The following is an 18,193-nucleotide window of genomic DNA, read 5'->3' on the forward strand; positions in this document are numbered from 1 at the left end:
CTCAGGCTATCCGCGCGGCGCAGGAGTCACGGACCCGGGAAGATCACGTCCAGCTCCGCCTCGTCGTCCTCGCTCGGTGTCCAGCACACGGCAGCGGCGTTGGTGCGCACCTGCTCGGGGGTGGTCGCCCCGGCGATCACGCTGCCGACGGTCGGGCGGGAGGCCAGCCACGAGAAGGCGACCTGCACCTCGGTCAGGTCGCGCTCCGCGGCGAACCGGGAGTACGCCGCCAGCTGGTCCCAGTCGGCGGCCTCCAGCAGGTGCGGGCGCGCCGCGAGCCGGCTGCCCTCCGGGGCCCTGCCGTCGGCGTACTTGCCGGTGAGCAGGCCACTGGCGAGCGGGAAGAACGGCAGCGTGCCCACGCCGAAGTGCTCGGCAGCAGGGATCTGCTCGCGCTCGGCTCCGCGCTTGAGCAGGCTGTACTCGATCTGGCTGGACACGAACCGCTGCGTGCCGAGCTCGCGGGCGAGCAGCTCGGCCTCGGCGAGCTGCCAGCCGGCGAAGTTGGAGTGACCGACGTAGCGCACCTTGCCGGCGGTGACGAGGTCGTCGAGCGCGGCGAGGGTCTCGTCGATCGGCGTACCGGGGTCGGGGACGTGGAGCTGGTAGAGGTCGATCCAGTCGGTGCCGAGGCGGCGCAGGGAGGCCTCGACCGCCCGGACGACGTAGCGCCGCGATCCCCGCGCGCCCCAGTCGGGACCGTTGGCACCCTCCATGTCCATCCCGAACTTCGTGGCGACGACCACATCGTCGCGGCGACCGGCGAGCGCCTTGCCGAGCAGCTCCTCGCTCAGGCCCCGCTGCGGGGCACCGTAGGTGTCGGCGACGTCGAAGAGGGTGATCCCGGCGTCGATCGCGGCGTGGACGACCGCGTCGGTGCCGGCCTGGGTGGCGGTGGCTGTGCCCTCGCGGCCGAGGTTGTTGCACCCCAGGCCGACGACCGAGACGCGCAGTCCGGAGTCGCCCAGGGGCCGGTGCCAGGGACGGTGGTCGGGGGAGGTGGAGGTCATGACCCGATCATGACGGGCGGCGAAAGCCCCCGGCATACTTCGACAGATGCTCGCGACCGACGAACGTGCCCGCCGACGCCGAACGCTCCTGCCGTGGACGCTCGGTCTGGCGACGATCGTCGCGGTCCTCACCGCGCTGGTCGCGGCGAGCTGGAGCCCGCTGCTGCGCCTCGACAGCACGGTCGCGACCGAGCCGTTCTCGTGGACCGCCGACAGCCGCGTGCTGACCGAGGTGTTCCGGGCGATCGACTTCGCGTTCGGGACCGTGCCGATGACCGTGGCGACCGTGGTGCTGGTCGTGGCCCTGGCCACGCGTGGTCATCCGCGCGCCGCGGCCTGGAGCGGCGCGGTGATGCTGGCGTCGTCGGTGGTCGTCTACGTCATGAAGAACCTCGTGCGCCGCGACCGGCCCGCCTGGGACGAGCCGATCCGCGTGCTCGACAGCTTCTCGTTCCCCTCCGGCCACGCGACCTCGATCGCGGCCGCCATGGGCGTGGCGACCGTGCTCACCCAGATGTTGGTGCGGCGCCGCTCCGCGCGGCGCACGCTCATCACGGCGTACGTCGTCCTGGCGGTGGTGGTCGGGATGGACCGGATCTTCCTCGGGGTGCACAACTTCTCCGACGTGGTCACGGGCTGGGCGCTCGGCGTGCTGCTCGTCCTGGCGGGGCTGCTGGTCTTCGACCCGCTCCCTCGCTCGACCGCGGCGAAGGCGGTCCCGCTGCCGGTGGTCTTCCCCGGTGAGCGCCGGCTGGCGGTGATCCTCAACCCGATCAAGGTCGAGGACGAGGCGGCGTTCCGGACGCTCGTGGCCACGCTGGCCGAGGAGTCCGGCTGGAGCGAGCCGGAGTGGTACCTCACCACCATCGAGGACCCGGGCGCCTCGATGGCTGAGGACGCCGCGGTGGCCGGCGCCGACCTCGTCTTGGTCTGCGGGGGTGACGGCACCGTGCGCACGGTCTGCGCCGAGCTCGCCGGCACCGGCATCCCCGTCGGGATCATCCCCGCCGGCACCGGCAACCTGCTGGCCCGCAACCTGGACATCCCGCTGTTCTTGCGGGCCGCGATCGACGTGGGTCTCAATGGCCAGGACCGGGCGATCGACCTGGTGTCGGTGCGCGGCGACGGGATCGGCGACGACCACTTCCTCGTGATGGCCGGCATGGGCTTCGACGCCGCGATCATGGAGGGCGTCAACGAGGACATCAAGAAGCGGGTCGGCTGGCTGGCCTACGTCCTGTCGGGGCTGAAGTCGCTGATGTTCCCCGCCGTGCGCCTCGAGGTCACCGTCGACGACGGTGAGCCCACCCGCCACCGCGCCCGCACGGTCGTCGTCGGCAACGTCGGGTTCCTGCAGGCGGGCATGCCGCTCATCCCCGATGCCGCCGTGGACGACGGCCAGCTCGACGTTGTGCTGCTGCACCCGCGGCGGTTCCTGTCGTGGATCCCGCTGGCCGTGCGGATCCTGAGCCGCCAGAAGCGCACCGACGAGACGATCACGCGGATGCGGGGCCGGACGGTGCGCATCGTCGCCGCCACCGACACCCCCCGCCAGCTCGACGGCGACTCGATCGGTCCCGGCCGTGAGCTGGAGGCGGAGTGCATCCACGGCCGGCTGCTGGTCCGCGTCCCCCGCTGACCGCCGGCGCCGGCGCGCGTCAGGGGCGGCGGGTGAGGACGTACACCGGAATCTCGCGGTCGGTGCGCGCCTCATAGAGCGCGTAGTTCGGCCAGACCGTGCGCAGCGTCGCCCAGTGCCGCGCCCGCTCGGCGCCCTCCGCGCGACGGGCCGCCACGACGTACGTCCGACCCCGGAAGTGCACCTCGGCCTCACCGGCCGCCTCGAGGTTGAGCGACCACACCGGCGGCTTGGGCTGGCCCCAGTTGGAGCCGGCGACCAGCCAGCCGTCACTCGTGGGGGCGCACAGCAGCGGGGTGGTGCGCGGGATGCCGGACTTGCGGCCGCGGACGGTGAGGAACAGCTCCGGGATGCCGCCGAGCGAGAGCAGCGTGAACCGGCCCCGGGTGAGCCGCTGGATGGTCTTGTCGACCCGGACGATCAGGGCGGTGTGGCGTGAGAGCCACGGGAGGCTGCCGATCCACACAGCCACCGGACGGAGCAGACGCATGGCGCTGAGCCTACGAAGAAACCGGGCATCAGCGGGGGCGCGCGGCGCTGATCGCCTCCTGCTCCTCCGGCGACAGCACGGCGTCGCTGGTCCAGTTCGCGACGTTCTTGGCGTAGGTGCGCGCCTCGCTGCGACCGTGGATCGAGGTCAGCACGATGCCGCTGCCGGCATCGTCGAGCAGCGCGACCGACCACGACAGGTGTCCGCCCATGTCGCCGAACGCGTCGTAGCGCACGACCGAGAGGTGGCGCAGCGCGTCGGAGACCTCCACCCGCAGCGCCGAGACCTCCTGCCGCAGCCCCTGCACGTCGGCCGGCACGGCGTCGGTGTCGTCGCCGGCACCCCGCTTCGCCGTACGCCGTGACACGGTCAGCGCCACCACGAGGGCGACGACGGCCAGGACCAGGGAGCACAGCGACACCACGACCAGGAGCGACTCGTTCACGCAGGTCACCGTAGGTCACGCGGCCGGCCGGCCCGGGTGGCACGCGCCGGGAGGCGCGTCGGCGCCGTCCCTAGACTGAGCCGGTGATCTCGACAAGCTCGATCGACCAGGGGAGCCGCTCGATCGACCAGGGGAGCCGTCCTCGCATCGCCTATCAGGGCGAGCCCGGCGCGAACTCCCACGCGGTCTGCCAGGAGCACTACCCCGATCACGAGGCGGTGCCCTGCGCGTCGTTCGAGGACGCCTTCGCGGCGGTGAGCGGTGGCGACGCCGACCTGGCGATGATCCCGATCGACAACTCGATCGCGGGCAGGGTCGCCGACGTGCACCACTTCCTGCCCGGGTCGGGCCTGCACATCGTCGCCGAGCACTTCTGGCGGATCCGGTTCCACGTGATGGGGCCGGCGGGCGCCGACCTGTCGACGATCCGCACCGTGCACAGCCACGTGCACGCGCTGGGCCAGTGCCGCCGGTTCATCCGTGAGCACGGCCTGAGCCCCGTCATCTCCGGCGACACGGCCGGCGCCGCGCGCGAGGTCGCCGAGGCCGCCGACCCGACCCAGGCCGCGATCTCCCCGCCCATGGCCGCGGAGATCTACGGGCTGCAGGTGCTGGCGACGGACGTCGAGGACGAGGACCACAACACGACCCGGTTCGTGGTCCTCTCCCCCGAGCCCGTCACCGCGTCGCCCGACGAGCCGGCGGTGGTGACGACGTTCCTGTTCAACGTCCGCAACATCCCGGCCGCGCTCTACAAGGCGCTGGGTGGCTTCGCGACCAACGGCGTCAACATGACCAAGCTCGAGTCCTACATGGTCGACGGCAAGTTCACCGGCACCCAGTTCCTCGCCGAGGTGGACGGCCACCCCGACCACCCCCCTGTCGCGCGGGCGCTGGAAGAGCTGCAGTTCTTCACCACCGACGTGACGATCATGGGCGTCTATCCCGCCTCGCCGTTCCGCCAGGAGCAGTAGGCTCCCGCCACCCACGCCGCGTGGCCCGACCGTCACGGTCCGCCCTCCGCCCGCGGCACCCATCACGCGAGAGAGAGGTCCGTCGTGGCCGCACGTCGTCAGTGGAAGGACCTGAGCCCCGTCCAGCGCACGGCTGTCTCGGTCGTCGGAGTCGTCCAGGTCGCGCTCGCGGTGACCGCCTGGCGCGACCTCGCCCGCCGCCCCGCCTCCCAGGTCAACGGACCGAAGCCGGTGTGGGCGGCCGTCATCGGCATCAACGTCGTCGGACCGATCGCCTACTTCCGCAAGGGCCGCCGCACCTGACGCGCGGGTTCGTCGCCGGATCTGACAGGGAGGCGCGCACTACTGTGCGTGCATGAGTGACCGCAGTGAGCAGACCCCTCCGGCGTACGGCGTGGACAGCGAGGTCGGGCGGTTGCGCACGGTCCTGCTGCACCGTCCCGGTCCGGAGCTGCAACGGCTGACCCCGCGCAACAACGACAAGCTGCTCTTCGACGGGATCCCGTGGGTCGGGCGGGCGCAGGAGGAGCACGACGCGTTCGCGGCGGCGTTGACCGACCGGGGCGTCGAGGTCGTCTATCTCGTCGACCTGCTGGTGGAGACGCTCGCGTCGGCGGAGGCCCGTGAGCACGCGATCGCGGAGGTGACCGCGAGCCTGCGGCTGGGCGAGACGCTGCGGACCTACCTGGTCGCGGCGCTGCACGACCACACGCCGCAGGAGCTGGCACTCGTGCTGACGGCCGGCATCCGCAACGACGAGGTGCGCGGCGGACACGGCCTGGTCACCAGCCTGCTGGCCGACGACGACTTCCTCGTCGACCCGCTGCCCAACCTGCTGTTCACCCGGGACTCCAGCGTCTGGATCCGCGACCGGGTGGCCGTCACCTCGCTGGCGATGCCGGCCCGCGAGCGGGAGACGCAGCTGACGGACCTGATCTACTCGCGGCATCCGCGCTTCGCCGGCACCCCGCGCATCCACGGGTGGGAGCGCGAGCACCTCGAGGGCGGCGACGTGCTGCTCATGGCGCCGGGCGTCATCGCTGTCGGCGTCGGCGAGCGCACCACCCCCGCCGGGGTCGAGCGGCTCGCGCGCCGGGTCCTCGCCGACGACCTGGCCCACACGGTGCTCGCGGTCCCGATCGCCCAGGAGCGCGCCACGATGCACCTGGACACGATCTGCACGATGGTCGACGTCGACAAGATCGTGATGTATCCCAACATCGCCGACAGCCTCACGGCGTACGCCGTCACGGCCCACCCCGACGACCCCGAGGCACCCCTCGCGATCGCGGCGCCCGAGCCCTTCCTCGTCGCGGCCGCCCGGGCCGCCGAGATCGACGCCATGCACCTGATCGACACCGGCCTCGACCCGGTCACCGCCGAGCGCGAGCAGTGGGACGACGGCAACAACACGCTCGCAGTCGCCCCCCGCGTGGCGATCGCCTACGAGCGCAACATCGAGACCAACGCCCGGCTCGAGGAGGCCGGCATCGAGGTCATCCGGATCGCCGGGTCCGAGGTGGGCTCGGGCCGGGGCGGACCGCGGTGCATGTCGTGCCCGATCGCCCGGGACCCTCAGGGATGAAAGGGCCCGGCCGCTGTCGACGGGGGATGCGACAACGGCCGGGTTGAAGGGAAAACTAGCGGGTCCGGGCAAGCCGGACAACGGCGGGTCTGCTCAGCGGATGGTGAGCTGGCGGTTGGCCAGGCCCGAACGCGCCGCGCGCTCCTCCTGGGACAACGGCTCGGTGACCGCGAGTGCCTCCTCGAGCGCCGAGGCGAAGTCGGCCGCCGGGTCCTCGAGCGCATCCGCACCGGTGCCGACCTCGAGGTCCCACACGGGGACCAGGAGTCCGTGGGCGCGGAACATCCCGACCAGCCGGGAGCCTTCCACCAGCCGCGTCCGGTCCGCGGCGTGCAGCCGGGCCAGGGCGTCGAGGAGCGCGTCCTCGTCGTGCGGCATCGCCCAGCGCAGGTGCTCCTTGCTGCCCACGTCCGTCCAGTACGCCGCCTCGACCTGCGCGAGGCGCAGGGTCGGGGTGGCTGCGGCGTTGGCCTGCTCCAGTGCGGCAGCGAGACTGCCGTCGGCGTCGTCGAGGTCGGCCACCCACCAGCCGAACCCGTCATGCACGGTCACGGCGAGTGCGTCCTGGCTGACCAGGTCCTGCAGGCGCGGCGCGTCGGCCGCCGGCGCCTGGGTGATGCCGACCGCGCTGCCGGGCTCGGCCTCGAGCGCCCGGTTCAGCACCGCGGCGAGGTCACGGCTCGGGTCGCCGTACGCGTGCTGGACCTGCAGACCCAGCCAGATCGTGCCGTCCTGGCGCACCAGCGCCGGAGCGGCACCGGGGTTGAGCGTGGTGAGCAGGACCCTGCGGTCACCGGCCGACGGGACGGTCAGCTCGGCGGTCGCCGACGGGACCAGCTCGCGCAGGGCGACGACGTCGCACTCCCCGGGCATCCCCTCGAACGGGCGACGGGCGAACGCCGGCGGCGGCCCGTCCTGCGAGCCGTGGCACGCCTTGTAGCGCCGACCCGACCCGCACGGGCAGGGCTGGCGGGGGCCGACCTCAGCCTCGGCGGCGGGAGCGGCGACTCGGGACTTGACGCGCGACTTCTTGCCCATGAGGCGGAACGTTAGCCGCCGTGGGGTGGGTTCAGTCGATCGGGACGACCGCGTGCACCGTGGTGCGGGTGCTGCCGCGCTCGGTCCACCAGCGAGCCGCGAGCGTCTCGACGATCGCCATCCCACGCCCGCTGGTGTCGGTCGGGGCTGCCGGGACACGCCGCGGGCGGCTGCGCACGCGGTCGGCGGTACCACCGTCGGTGACCGAGATCTGGAGTCCCCGGCGGTTGATCTCCCACGCCACGGTGAGGACGTCACCGGGCAGGGGCTCCGCGTGCCGCACGGCGTTGCCGACGAGCTCGGAGATGATCAGTCGTGCGTCGTAGGCGAAGTCGTCATCGACGTCGGCGTCCTTGAGCCACGACCGCAGGGCGCGTCGGGCCTCCGACACCGCGGCGGGTGCGAAGGGGAGTTGCATCGACACCGGCGTGACAGCGCGGGTGGCGGTACCCATCACAGCCTCCTTGTCGATGTCGGGTCCGGGGGGAAGAGTCGAGCGCACTGGGAAGGTTCCCGGCCCCTGCAGGCATGAAACTCCGTGCGCCCGCCAGCCGTAGGCAGGATCTCACGGGTCGCGGCCGATGTGGTGGACCTCACGCCGGCGGCCGCTCGTCCTGGGCCACCCCGTAGTGCTCGAGCGCCAGCCGGGGCCGGTCGGTGATCACGGCCTCCACGCCCAGCGAACGGCAGAGGTCGAGGTCCTCGGCGGTGTTGACGGTCCAGACGTGCATGCGCAGTCCGTCCCTGGCCATCCGTCGTGCCAGGCGCGGTTGCTCGCGCAACAGCTCGATGCCCGGCCCGGCGATCCAGTCCTGCTCGCGGATCGCTGCGCTGAACCGCCACGCGTAGGCCTTGTCGAGCAGGAACACCACCTCGACGTCGGGCGCGAGGCGGCGTACCCGGGTCATCGCCAGCCAGGAGAAGCTCATGACGCGCACCGGCGCGTCCTTGCCGGCCCACCCGAACTCCGCGAGCAGCTCGACCAGGCGGCGCTCGACGAGTCCGGCGTACCGGGTGGGGTGCTTGGTCTCGATCGCCAGCTCCACCCGTCGGTCGTAGTCGGCGACCGTCTCCATCAGCTTGCGCAGGGTCAGCACCTTGTGGTGGCTCTCGTCGATCTCCGGTGCCTCGTCGTCGAGGTCGGCCCACGGGTTCTTCCACTGGGCGAAGTCGAGGTCGTCGAGATCGGCCAGACGCATCGTCGACACCACGCCGCGCTGCTGCGCCGTACGCCGCAGGTCGCGGTCGTGCACGCAGACCAGGTGGCCGTCGGCGGTGAGCCGCACGTCGCACTCCAGCCCCTCGGCACCCTCGTCGAGGGCGGCGAGGTAGGCGCCGAGGGTGTGCTCGGCCTTGACGTGGCTGGAGCCGCGGTGCGCGACCACCTGCGGTCGGCGCGACCCGGGCGCACTCGCGCCCCGGCGGCTCAACGCTGCGGCCATCCGCCCATTCTGGCATCGCGTACGCCGGGAGCGGGTTAACGTGCCCGCGGGTCGGACCGTGCGCTCTGCACGTCGGCCCGCACCGACCCGCTCCCACCGTCTGGAGACCTGCGTGGAGTTCTACGTCGCCACGGCGTTCACCGACCTCGCCGACTGCCTCGTGCTGGCCGAGGCCGCCGAGGAGCTCGGCTACACCGGGATGGGCGTGCCGGACCACGTCGTCAACCTGCACACGCTGTCGACGCCGTACCCCTACACCGAGGACGGCTCGCGGCGCTGGCCGGAGTTCACGCCCTGGCCCGACCCGTGGGTGCTGATCGGGGCGATGGCCGCGCGGACGACGCGACTGCGGTTCGTGACCTCGGTGTATGTCGCGGCCCTGCGCGACCCCTACTCCGTCGCGAAGGCCATCAGCACCGCCGCCGTGATCGGCGGTGGCCGGGTCGCGCTCGGCGTGGGGGTCGGCTGGAGCAAGGACGAGTTCGCCCTGCTCGGCGCGCCGTTCGCCCAGCGCGGCGCCCGCACCGACGAGATGATCACGCTGCTGCGCAAGCTGTGGTCCCCGGGCTGGACCGAGCACGACGGCGAGCACTTCCCCACCCCCAAGCTGGAGATGGAGCCGACCCCGCCGCCGATCCCGGTGTACGCCGGCGGGTGGAGCGAGGCGGCGTACCGACGCGCGGCCCGCAACGACGGGTGGATCGCCGACCTGCTCACCACCGAGCAGGTCGTCGCGGGCATCGGCCGGATCCGAGAGCTGCGCGCCGAGGCTGGTCGCGCCGACGAACCGCTGACCGTCCTCGCCTCGCTCGCCGACGCCTTCCTCCCCGAGCAGTTCGCCGCCGCCGCGGAGGCCGGCGTCACCGCCCTCCTCACCATGCCGTGGGCCTACTACCACGGCCGCGACGTCACCCTCGACCAGAAGCTCGACGGGCTCCAACGCTTCGCCGCCGACAACGGCATCGCCCCCGCCTGACCCCCGGCGCGAGTCACACCCGCCACAGGTTTCGCTACACGTGTAGCGAACTTACGCGACACGCCGACTGGAACGCCTACACAGCGGTGAGTTCACTACACGTGTAGTGATTTCGCTGCCGCCTCAGCGCTGTGCCCGGAGGAACTTCCCGAAGTGGGGGACGGTGAAGGCGACGGTGCCGCGCTCGGCGGAGTAGACGAGTCCCTTCTTGATCAGCCCGTCGCGGGCGGGTGAGAGCGACTGCGGCTTGCGGCCGAGGGTCGTGGCGATCGCGGCGGTGGCGACCGGGCCGTCGTACGGCGCGTCGGTGCCGCCGCCGAGGTCGGCCATGGCGGCCATGTAGTCGCGCTCGGCCGGGGTGGCGCGGTCGTAGCGGGCGCCGAAGAACCCGACGGCGAGCTCCGCCTCGGCCTCCGGGGCGGCGGCGTGGACGTCGTCGACGGTGATCGGGTCCTCGAGCGCGGCGTCCCAGGTGACCTTGCCGTAGGCCTGCACGAAGTAGGGGTAGCCGTCGGTCAGCCGGTAGAGCTCGTCGAGCGCCTCGGGAGTGATCTGCACGCCCTCGGTCGCGGCAGGCACGGTGAGCGCACGGTCGGCCATCGGCCGTGGGAGCCGGTCGACCGTGACGTAGCGGAAGAGCCGCTCGGCGTACGACTTCGCGGCCGCCAGCGCGACGGGCAGGTGCGGGAGCCCCGCGCCGACGACGAGCAGCGGCGCACCCTGCTGGCTGATCTCGTGACAGGCACCGCAGAGCGCCGCGAGCTCGGCAGGCGCGACGTCCTGCATCTCGTCGATGAACAGTGCGATGCCGACCCCGAGGTCGCCGGCGAGCTCGGCGGTGTCGGTGAAGAGCTCGAGCAGGTCGAGCTCGAGGTCGCCGGAGTCCGCCCGGCCGCGGGCCGCGGTGACGTCGACGGGCGGACGCCAGCGCACCTTCTTGCGCTCCTCCAGCGGCGTCTGCTGGGCGAACGCGACCAGCACGCCGGCGACGGCGTCGACGTGGTCGGGGTCGCGGTGGCGGTGACCGAGCTCCCGGATCGCCGCGTGGACGGCCTGGGCGATCGGGATGCGCAGCGACTGGTCGGGGCGCGCCTCGATCTTCCCGGTCCCCCACGCCCGCTGCACCGCCTGGCCGCGCAGGGCGTTGAGCAGCACCGTCTTGCCGACGCCGCGCAGCCCGGACAGCACCATCGACCGCTCGGGTCGCCCGGCGGCGACCCGCTCGAGCGTGACCTCGAACTGCTCGAGCTCGCGGTCGCGACCGGCCAGCTCGGGCGGGCGCTGGCCGGCGCCTGGGGCGTAGGGGTTCCGGATCGGGTCCACGATCGGACGATATTCCGGACTCTAGGAACTTCCCTAGATTGACGTAGCGAGACCTAGCGGCGTGTCGCGACCGACCGGCTGCCCCGCGTCAGCACACGGCGTACGTCGTCCCCCGCTCCTCGCGCATCCAGAGCCGGCCACCGTCGGTGCGCGCCCCCTCGGAGACCAGCTGCCGCTTGAGGATCTTGTTGGTCGCGGTGATGGGCAGCTCGTCCTCCAGGCGGACGTAGCGCGGCCACGCCTTGGGCGACAGGTCGGGCTGCTGGGCGAGGAAGTCCTCGAGCTCCTCGGGCGTGAGCGAGGCGCCGTCGTTGAGGACCATCGCGGCCATCACCTCGTCGCCGACCTGCTCGCCGCGCACCGCGTAGACCGCGACCCGGTTCAGGGCGGGCAACCGCATGAGCACCCGCTCGATCGGCGCCGCGGCGAGGTTCTCCCCCTGCACGCGCATCCAGTCGGCGGTGCGGCCGGCGAGATAGACGAAGCCGTCGGCGTCGCGGTAGGCGAGGTCGCCGCTCCAGTACATCCCGTGTCGCATGCGCTCCGCGTCCGCGGCCTCGTTGTTGTAGTAGCCGCGGAACCACCCGGCACCCTGGGTGTTGACCAGCTCGCCGATGGCCTCGTCCGGGTTGAGCAGGGCGCCGTTGTCGTCGAACTCCGCGCGCGGGCACTCCTCGATCGTCTCGGAGTTGTAGACCGCGACCCCTTCGTAGGGCTGCCCGATCGACCCCCGCGGGGTGCCATCGACGCGGGTGATGATGATCGCCCCCTCGGTGGAGCCGAAGGCGTCGTACACCTCGCACCCGAACCGGCGGCCGAACTCCTCGATGTCGCGGTCGCGGGCCTCGTTGCCGAACGCGGCCCGCAGCGGGGTGTCGGCGTCGTCGGGCTGCTCGGGCGTGGCGAGGATGTAGGCGAGCGGGGTGCCGACGTAGTTCATGTACGTCGCGCCGTAGTGGCGCACGTCGGCCAGGAAGCGCGACGCGCTGAACGTGGCCACGGCCATCGCGGCCCCGGCGCTCAGGGCCACCGCCCAGCCGGCCATCAGGCCGTTGGAGTGGAACATCGGCATCGAGACGTAGCAGACGTCCGCCGGAGTCAGGCCGAACCTCTCCACGAGCATGCTCGGCCCCATGATCAGCATGAAGCTGTTCATCTGCACGGCCTTCGGGTCACCCGAGGTGCCGGAGGTGAAGACCAGCGCGAAGGTGTCGAACGGGTCGATCTCCTTCAGCGGCTGCAGCTCCCCCTCACCCCGGGCGAGCAGCGCCGCGTGCTCGTCGGTGCCGACCTCGATGACGCGGGTGTCGCCGAGGTCGAGCCCGTCGAGCAGCGGCCGGTGCTCGGCGTCGGTGAGGAGCAGTGCGCAGTTCGAGCGGCGTACGTCAGAGGCCAGGCCCGCGCCGCGCCGGGTGTCGTTGATGCAGCACAGCACGAACCCGCCGAGTCCGGCGGCGGCGAGCGCGCGGGCCATGTCGGGGGTGTTGCCCAGCAGCGTCCCCACGTGGAGGCGCTCGCCCTCGGTCACCGGCTCGACGGTGCGGATGATCCCGTTGGCGAGGGTCGTGGCCTCGGCGAGGTGCTCACGCCAGGTCCACGACCGGTCGCCGTAGAGCAGGGCGGGGGTGTCCTGCTCCAGGCGGCTGCGCAGGATCTTCTGCAAGGTGTCGGACAACATCATCTCCATCGCTCGCTGGTGTGTGCCGCACGCTGCCACCACCGCACCGGTCGGGACGACGAAACCTCCCGCTCTCCGGGACGCCGGTGCTGGCCGTGGCGACCTAGACTCACCGGTGTGCCGGAGCTGCCTGAGGTGGAGGCGCTCGTCGTCGACCTGCGGGGTCGGCTTGACGGGCGGGCGATCGCGCGGGTCGACCTCGCGACGTTCAGCGCGCTGAAGACCTTCGACCCGCCGCTGCAGGCGGTCCACGGCGCGTTCGTCGACGGCGTGCACCGGCACGGCAAGTTCCTCGACATCGAGGCCGGTGGTGTCCACCTCGTGCTCCACCTGGCGCGCGCCGGCTGGATCCGGTGGCGCGACGAGGTGCCGAAGGTCCCGCCGAAGCCGTCGAACAAGTCACCGCTCGCCGCCCGGATCGTGCTCGACGACGGCTCCGGGCTCGACATCACCGAGGCCGGCACCCGCAAGAGCCTGGCGATGTATGTCGTCCGCTCCCCCGCCGACGTCGAGGGCATCGCCCGGCTCGGACCCGACCCGCTGTCGGACGACTTCACGCCTGCGACCCTCAGCGCGATCCTCGACGCCGCCGGCCGGGCGCAGCTCAAGGGCGTCCTGCGTCAGCAGGGCACGATCGCCGGCATCGGCAACGCCTACTCCGACGAGATCCTGCACGTCGCGCGGATGTCGCCCTTCGCCCCGGCTTCCGGCCTCGACGACGAGGCCCGCCAGGTGCTGTACGACGCCATCCGCTCCACCCTCGGCGACGCCGTACGCCGCTCTGTGGGCCACGGCGCCGCGGACCTCAAGGGCGAGAAGAAGGCTCACATGGCGGTGCACGGCCGCACCGGCGAGACCTGCCCGGTCTGCGGCGACGTCGTGCGCGAGGTGTCGTTCGCCGACTCGTCGCTGCAGTACTGCGCCACCTGCCAGACCGGCGGCAAGCCGCTGGCGGACCGGCGCACCTCGAGGTTCCTCAAGTAGCGGCGGCCCAGCCGGGCTCAGGCGACCTGGAGCGTGGTCACACAGGTCGGCGCCTCCGCGTCGGTGCTGATCGCGACCTCGCCGGTGCGTCCCTCGTGGGTCACCTGCAGCGTGCCGCGGATGTCGCGCGGCAGCCAGAGCCCGGCGAAGCCGTTGCCGAAGGTCGTGACGTCCTCGTCGAGCAGCACCTCACCGGTGCCGTCCTCGACCACCCGCACGTGGACCCGCGCGTCGGCCAGCTCACCCTGGCAGGTGGTCAGCGAGTGGTAGAAGCACTCGTGGGTGCTGTCGGCGTAGGGCGCGACCGCGACGTAGAACCGGTCCTCGGGCAGAGGTACGGCGACCTCCTCATCACCGGCGGACAGCAGCAGCTCGTCGGCTCGCACCGAGGCGGTCAGGTCCGCCGGGCGCGCGTCACCGACCAGTCGGTCGAGGTGGTCGACCATCGCGGCGCCGTCCATGCCGTCGAGGCCGTGGACACTCAGCAGCGACGCCGTCTGCTCGTCACCGGTCCGCTCCGTCTGCTCGCCCGCGCAGGCGCCCAGCGCCACCAGCAGGACCACGACCGCGACCGTCCACAGCTTCCTCGTCATGACTCCAGCATCGGCGGCGGCACGGTCCCGGGCGAGGGGCTTTGGTCCCGGGGGTCCGGGTCGTCAGTAGTCGAACACCGCCGGCAGCGGGAGGGTCAGCGCGTTCTCGAGCCGGCGCAGGTAGTCGGCTCGGTCGATCTCGACGACGCCCAGACTGGCGAGGTGGGGGGTCTGCCACTGCACGTCGAGCAGCCGCTGGCCCACGTGCTCGTCGCCGAGCATCTCCACGAGGGCCACCAGGGCGACCTTGGAGGCGTCGCGGACCCGGTGGAACATCGACTCCCCGGCGAACAGCCCGCCGATCGCTACGCCGTACAACCCGCCCACCAGCTCGCCGTCCTGCCACGCCTCGACCGAGTGCGCCCAGCCGAGCTCGTGCAGGCAGGTGTAGGCGGCGATGACGTCGTCGTCGATCCACCCACCGTCGCGATCGGGGTCGGCGCACGCGGCGATCACCTCGCCGAAGGCGGTGTCGACCCGGATCTCGAAGCGTTTGCAGGCCTGGCGCAACGAGCGGCTCGCCCGCAGCCCGTCGAGCGGCAGCACGCCGCGACAGACCGGCGACCACCACAGCATCGGTCCGCCGCGGCCACCCGGCATGGGGAACAACCCGCTGCGGTACGCCGCCAGGACGGTGCCCGGCTCGAGGTCGGCCCCCCGCCCGACGAGGTCGTCGTCCCACGCGGTCTCCGGGTCGGGGAAGACCCAGGCGGTGGCGGGAGGTTCGACGGGCACGCCCTCATCGTGGCAGGCGGAGCCTGACGCGTGCCGCACACCACACCCCGGGTTCGCCGTACGTGCCTACGCTTGGCCCCATGCCGAAGAGTCACGGGGTGGCCGGGGTCGTGGGACGACAGCTCGGCCGGCGCGCCTTCCCCCAGGCGCACCGCTTGGTGCCGGGCATCACCGAGTCGTTCATCTACGAGGCGCTCGACCGCGCCATCCGGGGCGTCGGTCCGCTGACCGGTGCGCGCGCCGCGGCGGAGAAGGCGCTGCACGACAACGACGGCAACGCCGACCGGGCGATCCTCGATTTGATCAGGAAGCACATGCAGTACGCCGGCGCGCAGGGGTTCGCGACCAACATCGGTGGTTTGGTCACCGCGGTGGTCTCGATCCCGGTCAACCTCGTGGGCCTCACCGTCATCCAGTCGCGGATGATCGCCGCGATCGCGCACGTGCGCGGCTACGACGTCGACGACGGCCGGGTGCGCAACGCCGTCCTCACCTGCCTGATCGGGGAGGACGCGGTGAAGTCCCTGGTGAAGAAGCAGCGCATCCCCGCCCCGCCGATGGCCCTGGCGACCGCGCCGCGCCACGACCCGGCGCTCGAGGAGACCCTGGCGGGCGAGGTGACCGCGGAGCTGATCACCCGCCTCGCCGGCAAGCGCGTGGCCAGCACCGTCGGACGACGGGTGCCGGTCGTGGGCGGCGTGGTCGGCGCCGGCACGGACGCGTTGGCGACCTGGCAGGTGGGGCGCTACGCCTCGCGCGAGCTGTTGCCGCGCGCGCGCCGGTAGATCCCGTAGACCCACGCCGCCGCGCGGTTGCGCGCGGCGAACTCGACGAACTTCTCGCGCACCCGATAGGTCGGGCGCAGGTACGCCGCCTGCAGCTCGGCGTGCAGGCGGTCGACCTCGTGGCGCAGGTCGCGCTCGACCCCGCGCAGCCGCACGGCCTCCTCGACCGCGACGGCGAGCGCCTCGACGCCCGCCTCGGCGACCTGCGCCTCGTCGGGGGCGTCGGGGTCGACGAAGTCACCGGTCGGGGGGTCCGGGCGGAGCTCGGCGAGGTCGCCGATGACGTCGTACCCCCGCTTGCCCAACGCCTCGATCCACGTCTCCGACAGCTCCGTGGCCCAGGCGTGGACGTCGGGGGGCAGCGCCAGGCGCGCGGAGTCGGTGCGCTGCGACAGCGTCTGGTGGACGAGCAGCTCACGCACGAGCGGGCGGTAGTCCTCCGGTGGGATCCGGTCGATGGCGTGGACGTTGAGGCGGCGGATCAGCGCGGACTCCGGCACGCCGAGAGAGGCGTTGACCCGGCTGCGCTCGGGCCGGTAGCGCTCGGCGTCGATCCCCAGGATGCCGGCGAACCGCTCCCACAACAGCTCGCGAGGAGCGCCGGGCCGCGGCACCGTGACGAGGTGGACCCGCTCGGGCGGCAGGGTGTCGCCCCACCGGGCCAGCACGTCGGGGACCTCCTGCACCCCCCAGAACCACGACGCCAGCCGGGAGCTGCGCTCGGGGTCCTGGATCTTGGCGAGGAACTTGGCGTAGGAGACGCGGCGGCGGTGCTTGACGTTCTCCTGCCACTCGGCGGGGATCTGGCGGACCAGGTCGCGCGCGGAGTAGACGACGTGCACCTCGGCGTCCCCGAACGACGCCATCGCTCGCGCCACCTGCGCGCGGGTGGCGATCGCGAGGATCTCGTGGCTGATCACGGCGAGGGCGCCGGGGCGACGTACCTCCTCGACCAGGCGGTCCCAGGCGCCGACGGCCTCCTTCTCCAGCCCGCCCCACGGCAGCTGCAGGAGGTCGAGGGCCGCGAGGAAGTGCGCGTCGAAGCGGTCGCCGGGGTAGCGCAGACCCTCGGTGGCGAGCGCGAAGCGGTGGTCGAAGAGCACGCTCTGCACGAACGACGTGCCGGTCTTGGGGGCACCGACGTGGATGATCACGCGGTCGGTCACGAGCGCTCCTCCGGCACGGCAGCGGCCGCGGCCAGGACGAGGTCCAGCCCGCGGTCCAGGACGACCCCGAGATCAGGGGCGGACCGGACCGCCGCGGGTGTGGCCAGCAGCGCCGGGTCGCCGGCGACAGCGTAACGACCGGCGGCCGCGTCGGCGCCGAGCTCCTCGGCCAGCGACCGGGCGAGCCGTCCGATCCGGTCCTCGAACCCGCCCGGGGCCGCCAGCTGCGGGCGCTCCCCGGGACGGCCGAGCAGGGCGACCCCCGCCGCGGTGGCGCTCTCGCACCGCTCCGGCGACAGCGAGACGCCGGCGATGCGGTGGACGCGCCGCAGCAGGTCGGCGGACTCCGCGTCGATCCCGCTGGGTTGCTGGGGGGCGGGGGGCAGGTCGGGCAAGCCGAGGGCCTCCGCGACGCGCGGCAGGAGCTTCTCCACGCTGGGGGCGAGGACGACGAGGGGCGGCGGGGTCGGGGGGGTGCGCGTGAGGGCACCGGCGATCCGGGTCCGCAGGTCACGCTTGGCCGGCGTCGCGTGGTGACGGGCGAGGGCCGGGAGGTTGACCGAGACCAGCAACCGGTCGGCGGTCCACTTGCTGAGGAAGTGGTGCCAGCGGATCGATGAGCCCCGCGCGACCCGGATCCCCCACGCCTCGGCGAGCATCGCCTCGACCGGCAGGCCCACGATGACCACCTGGGACTCGGGGCCCCCCTCGCGGTGACCGGCGGCGAGCAGGGCGGCGCGCACGGCGGCCGATGCCGCGGGCGGACCGGCGATGCGGAAGCGGACGACCGTGCCCCGGGTACGGCGGGGTGTCCCCATCGCCGCGCGAGGGGCCGGTTGCGGGCCGGGGAGGTGGGGGGCGGCGCGCACGAGCAGGTCCGGGAGGACCCCGGTCAGCACGCGCAGCAGTTCCTCGATCGGGACCCGTGCGGGGTCGGCCGGCCGCGCGCCGATCGCGTCAGAGCGCGCCTGCGCCTCCCCGGTGGCAGGGTCGAGGGCGACGACCGGCAGGTGCGGCAGTCCGCGGCCGGGGCCCGGCGTGGCGAGGACGCGATCGGCGAGCACCGCGAACCGGGACTCCTCGAGCGCGGCGCCCTGCGTGGCTGCGCGGCGCTCGGCGAGCCGGCGTACGGCCTCGAGCTGAGCGGCCCCCGGGAGGTCGCGCTCGTCGGACGACATGACCCCCTGATGGCCGGTGGGAGCGCTCCCGGCCTGCTCGGTCCGCCAGGCCCGCCACGGCGTCGTGCCGCCGGCGGCGAGGTGGGCGGCCCACGCACGCACGGCCGCGGGGTGGTCGAGGGGGCGGTCTGACTCGGAAGGTGCGGTCATCG

General features: G+C 72.9%; 19 protein-coding genes. 7 read left to right on the plus strand and 12 right to left on the minus strand.

Features of this window, described 5'->3' with window-relative positions:
- Positions 1 to 26 precede the first annotated feature (26 nt).
- On the minus strand, positions 27 to 1,010 hold the full coding sequence (locus J2S59_RS05070) for an aldo/keto reductase (protein ID WP_068119569.1): 984 nt from the start codon (positions 1,008 to 1,010) through the stop codon (positions 27 to 29).
- A gap of 46 nt (positions 1,011 to 1,056) precedes the next feature.
- Here J2S59_RS05070 and J2S59_RS05075 point away from each other — a divergent pair, with 46 nt between their 5' ends.
- On the plus strand, positions 1,057 to 2,649 hold the full coding sequence (locus J2S59_RS05075; protein WP_306824881.1) for a bifunctional phosphatase PAP2/diacylglycerol kinase family protein: 1,593 nt from the start codon (positions 1,057 to 1,059) through the stop codon (positions 2,647 to 2,649).
- A 19-nt stretch (positions 2,650 to 2,668) separates the two neighbouring features.
- On the opposite strand, the gene J2S59_RS05080 is transcribed toward J2S59_RS05075, so the two are convergent.
- Both J2S59_RS05080 and J2S59_RS05085 read right to left on the minus strand, forming a co-directional pair.
- Positions 2,669 to 3,139, minus strand: coding sequence for a nitroreductase family deazaflavin-dependent oxidoreductase (locus tag J2S59_RS05080; protein WP_068117604.1), 471 nt, complete (start codon positions 3,137 to 3,139; stop codon positions 2,669 to 2,671).
- A gap of 28 nt (positions 3,140 to 3,167) precedes the next feature.
- Entirely contained in the window at positions 3,168 to 3,584 is a 417-nt protein-coding gene (locus J2S59_RS05085; protein WP_246360131.1) for a DUF4446 family protein, read from the minus strand.
- Between the two features lie 86 nt (positions 3,585 to 3,670).
- Here J2S59_RS05085 and J2S59_RS05090 point away from each other — a divergent pair, with 86 nt between their 5' ends.
- From J2S59_RS05090 to J2S59_RS05100, 3 genes are all read left to right on the plus strand, one after another.
- The gene (locus tag J2S59_RS05090) at positions 3,671 to 4,558 is read left to right on the plus strand and encodes a prephenate dehydratase (RefSeq protein WP_246360132.1); all 888 of its coding nucleotides are present in this window, start codon (positions 3,671 to 3,673) and stop codon (positions 4,556 to 4,558) included.
- An 84-nt stretch (positions 4,559 to 4,642) separates the two neighbouring features.
- Complete coding sequence (locus J2S59_RS05095) at positions 4,643 to 4,861, plus strand: PLDc N-terminal domain-containing protein (RefSeq protein ID WP_068117608.1); 219 nt, start codon at positions 4,643 to 4,645, stop codon at positions 4,859 to 4,861.
- 52 nt (positions 4,862 to 4,913) lie between these two features.
- Positions 4,914 to 6,143, plus strand: a complete 1,230-nt coding sequence (locus tag J2S59_RS05100; RefSeq protein ID WP_068117612.1) for an arginine deiminase — start codon at positions 4,914 to 4,916, stop codon at positions 6,141 to 6,143.
- 93 nt (positions 6,144 to 6,236) lie between these two features.
- Here J2S59_RS05100 and J2S59_RS05105 read toward each other — a convergent pair whose 3' ends face one another.
- The 3 genes from J2S59_RS05105 to J2S59_RS05115 form a co-directional block, all read right to left on the minus strand.
- On the minus strand, positions 6,237 to 7,181 hold the full coding sequence (locus J2S59_RS05105; protein WP_068117616.1) for a DUF5926 family protein: 945 nt from the start codon (positions 7,179 to 7,181) through the stop codon (positions 6,237 to 6,239).
- Positions 7,182 to 7,212: 31 nt separating this feature from the next.
- A complete protein-coding gene (locus J2S59_RS05110; protein WP_068117619.1) occupies positions 7,213 to 7,635 on the minus strand; it encodes an ATP-binding protein in 423 nt (140 codons plus the stop codon).
- A 139-nt stretch (positions 7,636 to 7,774) separates the two neighbouring features.
- Positions 7,775 to 8,623: a glycerophosphodiester phosphodiesterase family protein gene (locus J2S59_RS05115; protein ID WP_068117622.1), complete on the minus strand. Its 849-nt coding sequence runs from the start codon at positions 8,621 to 8,623 to the stop codon at positions 7,775 to 7,777.
- A gap of 112 nt (positions 8,624 to 8,735) precedes the next feature.
- Between J2S59_RS05115 and J2S59_RS05120 the strand changes: the two genes are divergently transcribed.
- A complete protein-coding gene (locus J2S59_RS05120) occupies positions 8,736 to 9,599 on the plus strand; it encodes a TIGR03619 family F420-dependent LLM class oxidoreductase (RefSeq protein ID WP_068117625.1) in 864 nt (287 codons plus the stop codon).
- Positions 9,600 to 9,722: 123 nt separating this feature from the next.
- Here J2S59_RS05120 and J2S59_RS05125 read toward each other — a convergent pair whose 3' ends face one another.
- Entirely contained in the window at positions 9,723 to 10,922 is a 1,200-nt protein-coding gene (locus J2S59_RS05125; protein ID WP_068125197.1) for an ATP-binding protein, read from the minus strand.
- Between the two features lie 88 nt (positions 10,923 to 11,010).
- Positions 11,011 to 12,609: a fatty-acid--CoA ligase FadD1 gene (gene fadD1 / locus J2S59_RS05130; RefSeq protein WP_306824882.1), complete on the minus strand. Its 1,599-nt coding sequence runs from the start codon at positions 12,607 to 12,609 to the stop codon at positions 11,011 to 11,013.
- A gap of 108 nt (positions 12,610 to 12,717) precedes the next feature.
- Between fadD1 and J2S59_RS05135 the strand changes: the two genes are divergently transcribed.
- On the plus strand, positions 12,718 to 13,584 hold the full coding sequence (locus J2S59_RS05135) for an Fpg/Nei family DNA glycosylase (RefSeq protein WP_306824883.1): 867 nt from the start codon (positions 12,718 to 12,720) through the stop codon (positions 13,582 to 13,584).
- Between the two features lie 17 nt (positions 13,585 to 13,601).
- Here J2S59_RS05135 and J2S59_RS05140 read toward each other — a convergent pair whose 3' ends face one another.
- Together J2S59_RS05140 and aat are read right to left on the minus strand one after the other, a co-directional pair.
- The gene (locus tag J2S59_RS05140; protein ID WP_068125129.1) at positions 13,602 to 14,177 is read right to left on the minus strand and encodes a CueP family metal-binding protein; all 576 of its coding nucleotides are present in this window, start codon (positions 14,175 to 14,177) and stop codon (positions 13,602 to 13,604) included.
- Positions 14,178 to 14,240: 63 nt separating this feature from the next.
- Positions 14,241 to 14,912, minus strand: a complete 672-nt coding sequence (aat, locus tag J2S59_RS05145) for a leucyl/phenylalanyl-tRNA--protein transferase (RefSeq protein ID WP_068125127.1) — start codon at positions 14,910 to 14,912, stop codon at positions 14,241 to 14,243.
- A gap of 80 nt (positions 14,913 to 14,992) precedes the next feature.
- Between aat and J2S59_RS05150 the strand changes: the two genes are divergently transcribed.
- The gene (locus J2S59_RS05150) at positions 14,993 to 15,697 is read left to right on the plus strand and encodes an EcsC family protein (protein WP_306824884.1); all 705 of its coding nucleotides are present in this window, start codon (positions 14,993 to 14,995) and stop codon (positions 15,695 to 15,697) included.
- Here J2S59_RS05150 and J2S59_RS05155 read toward each other — a convergent pair.
- Together J2S59_RS05155 and J2S59_RS05160 are read right to left on the minus strand one after the other, a co-directional pair.
- The gene (locus J2S59_RS05155; RefSeq protein ID WP_068121738.1) at positions 15,658 to 16,863 is read right to left on the minus strand and encodes a hypothetical protein; all 1,206 of its coding nucleotides are present in this window, start codon (positions 16,861 to 16,863) and stop codon (positions 15,658 to 15,660) included. The two genes, J2S59_RS05150 and J2S59_RS05155, sit on opposite strands and share 40 nt — an antisense overlap.
- Positions 16,860 to 18,191, minus strand: a complete 1,332-nt coding sequence (locus J2S59_RS05160; protein ID WP_306824885.1) for a hypothetical protein — start codon at positions 18,189 to 18,191, stop codon at positions 16,860 to 16,862. The genes J2S59_RS05155 and J2S59_RS05160 overlap by 4 nt, the downstream gene beginning before the upstream one ends.
- Between the last annotated feature and the right edge of the window lie 2 nt (positions 18,192 to 18,193).

The sequence above is a fragment of the Nocardioides massiliensis genome, assembly GCF_030811215.1.
Lineage (GTDB): Bacteria > Actinomycetota > Actinomycetes > Propionibacteriales > Nocardioidaceae > Nocardioides_A > Nocardioides_A massiliensis.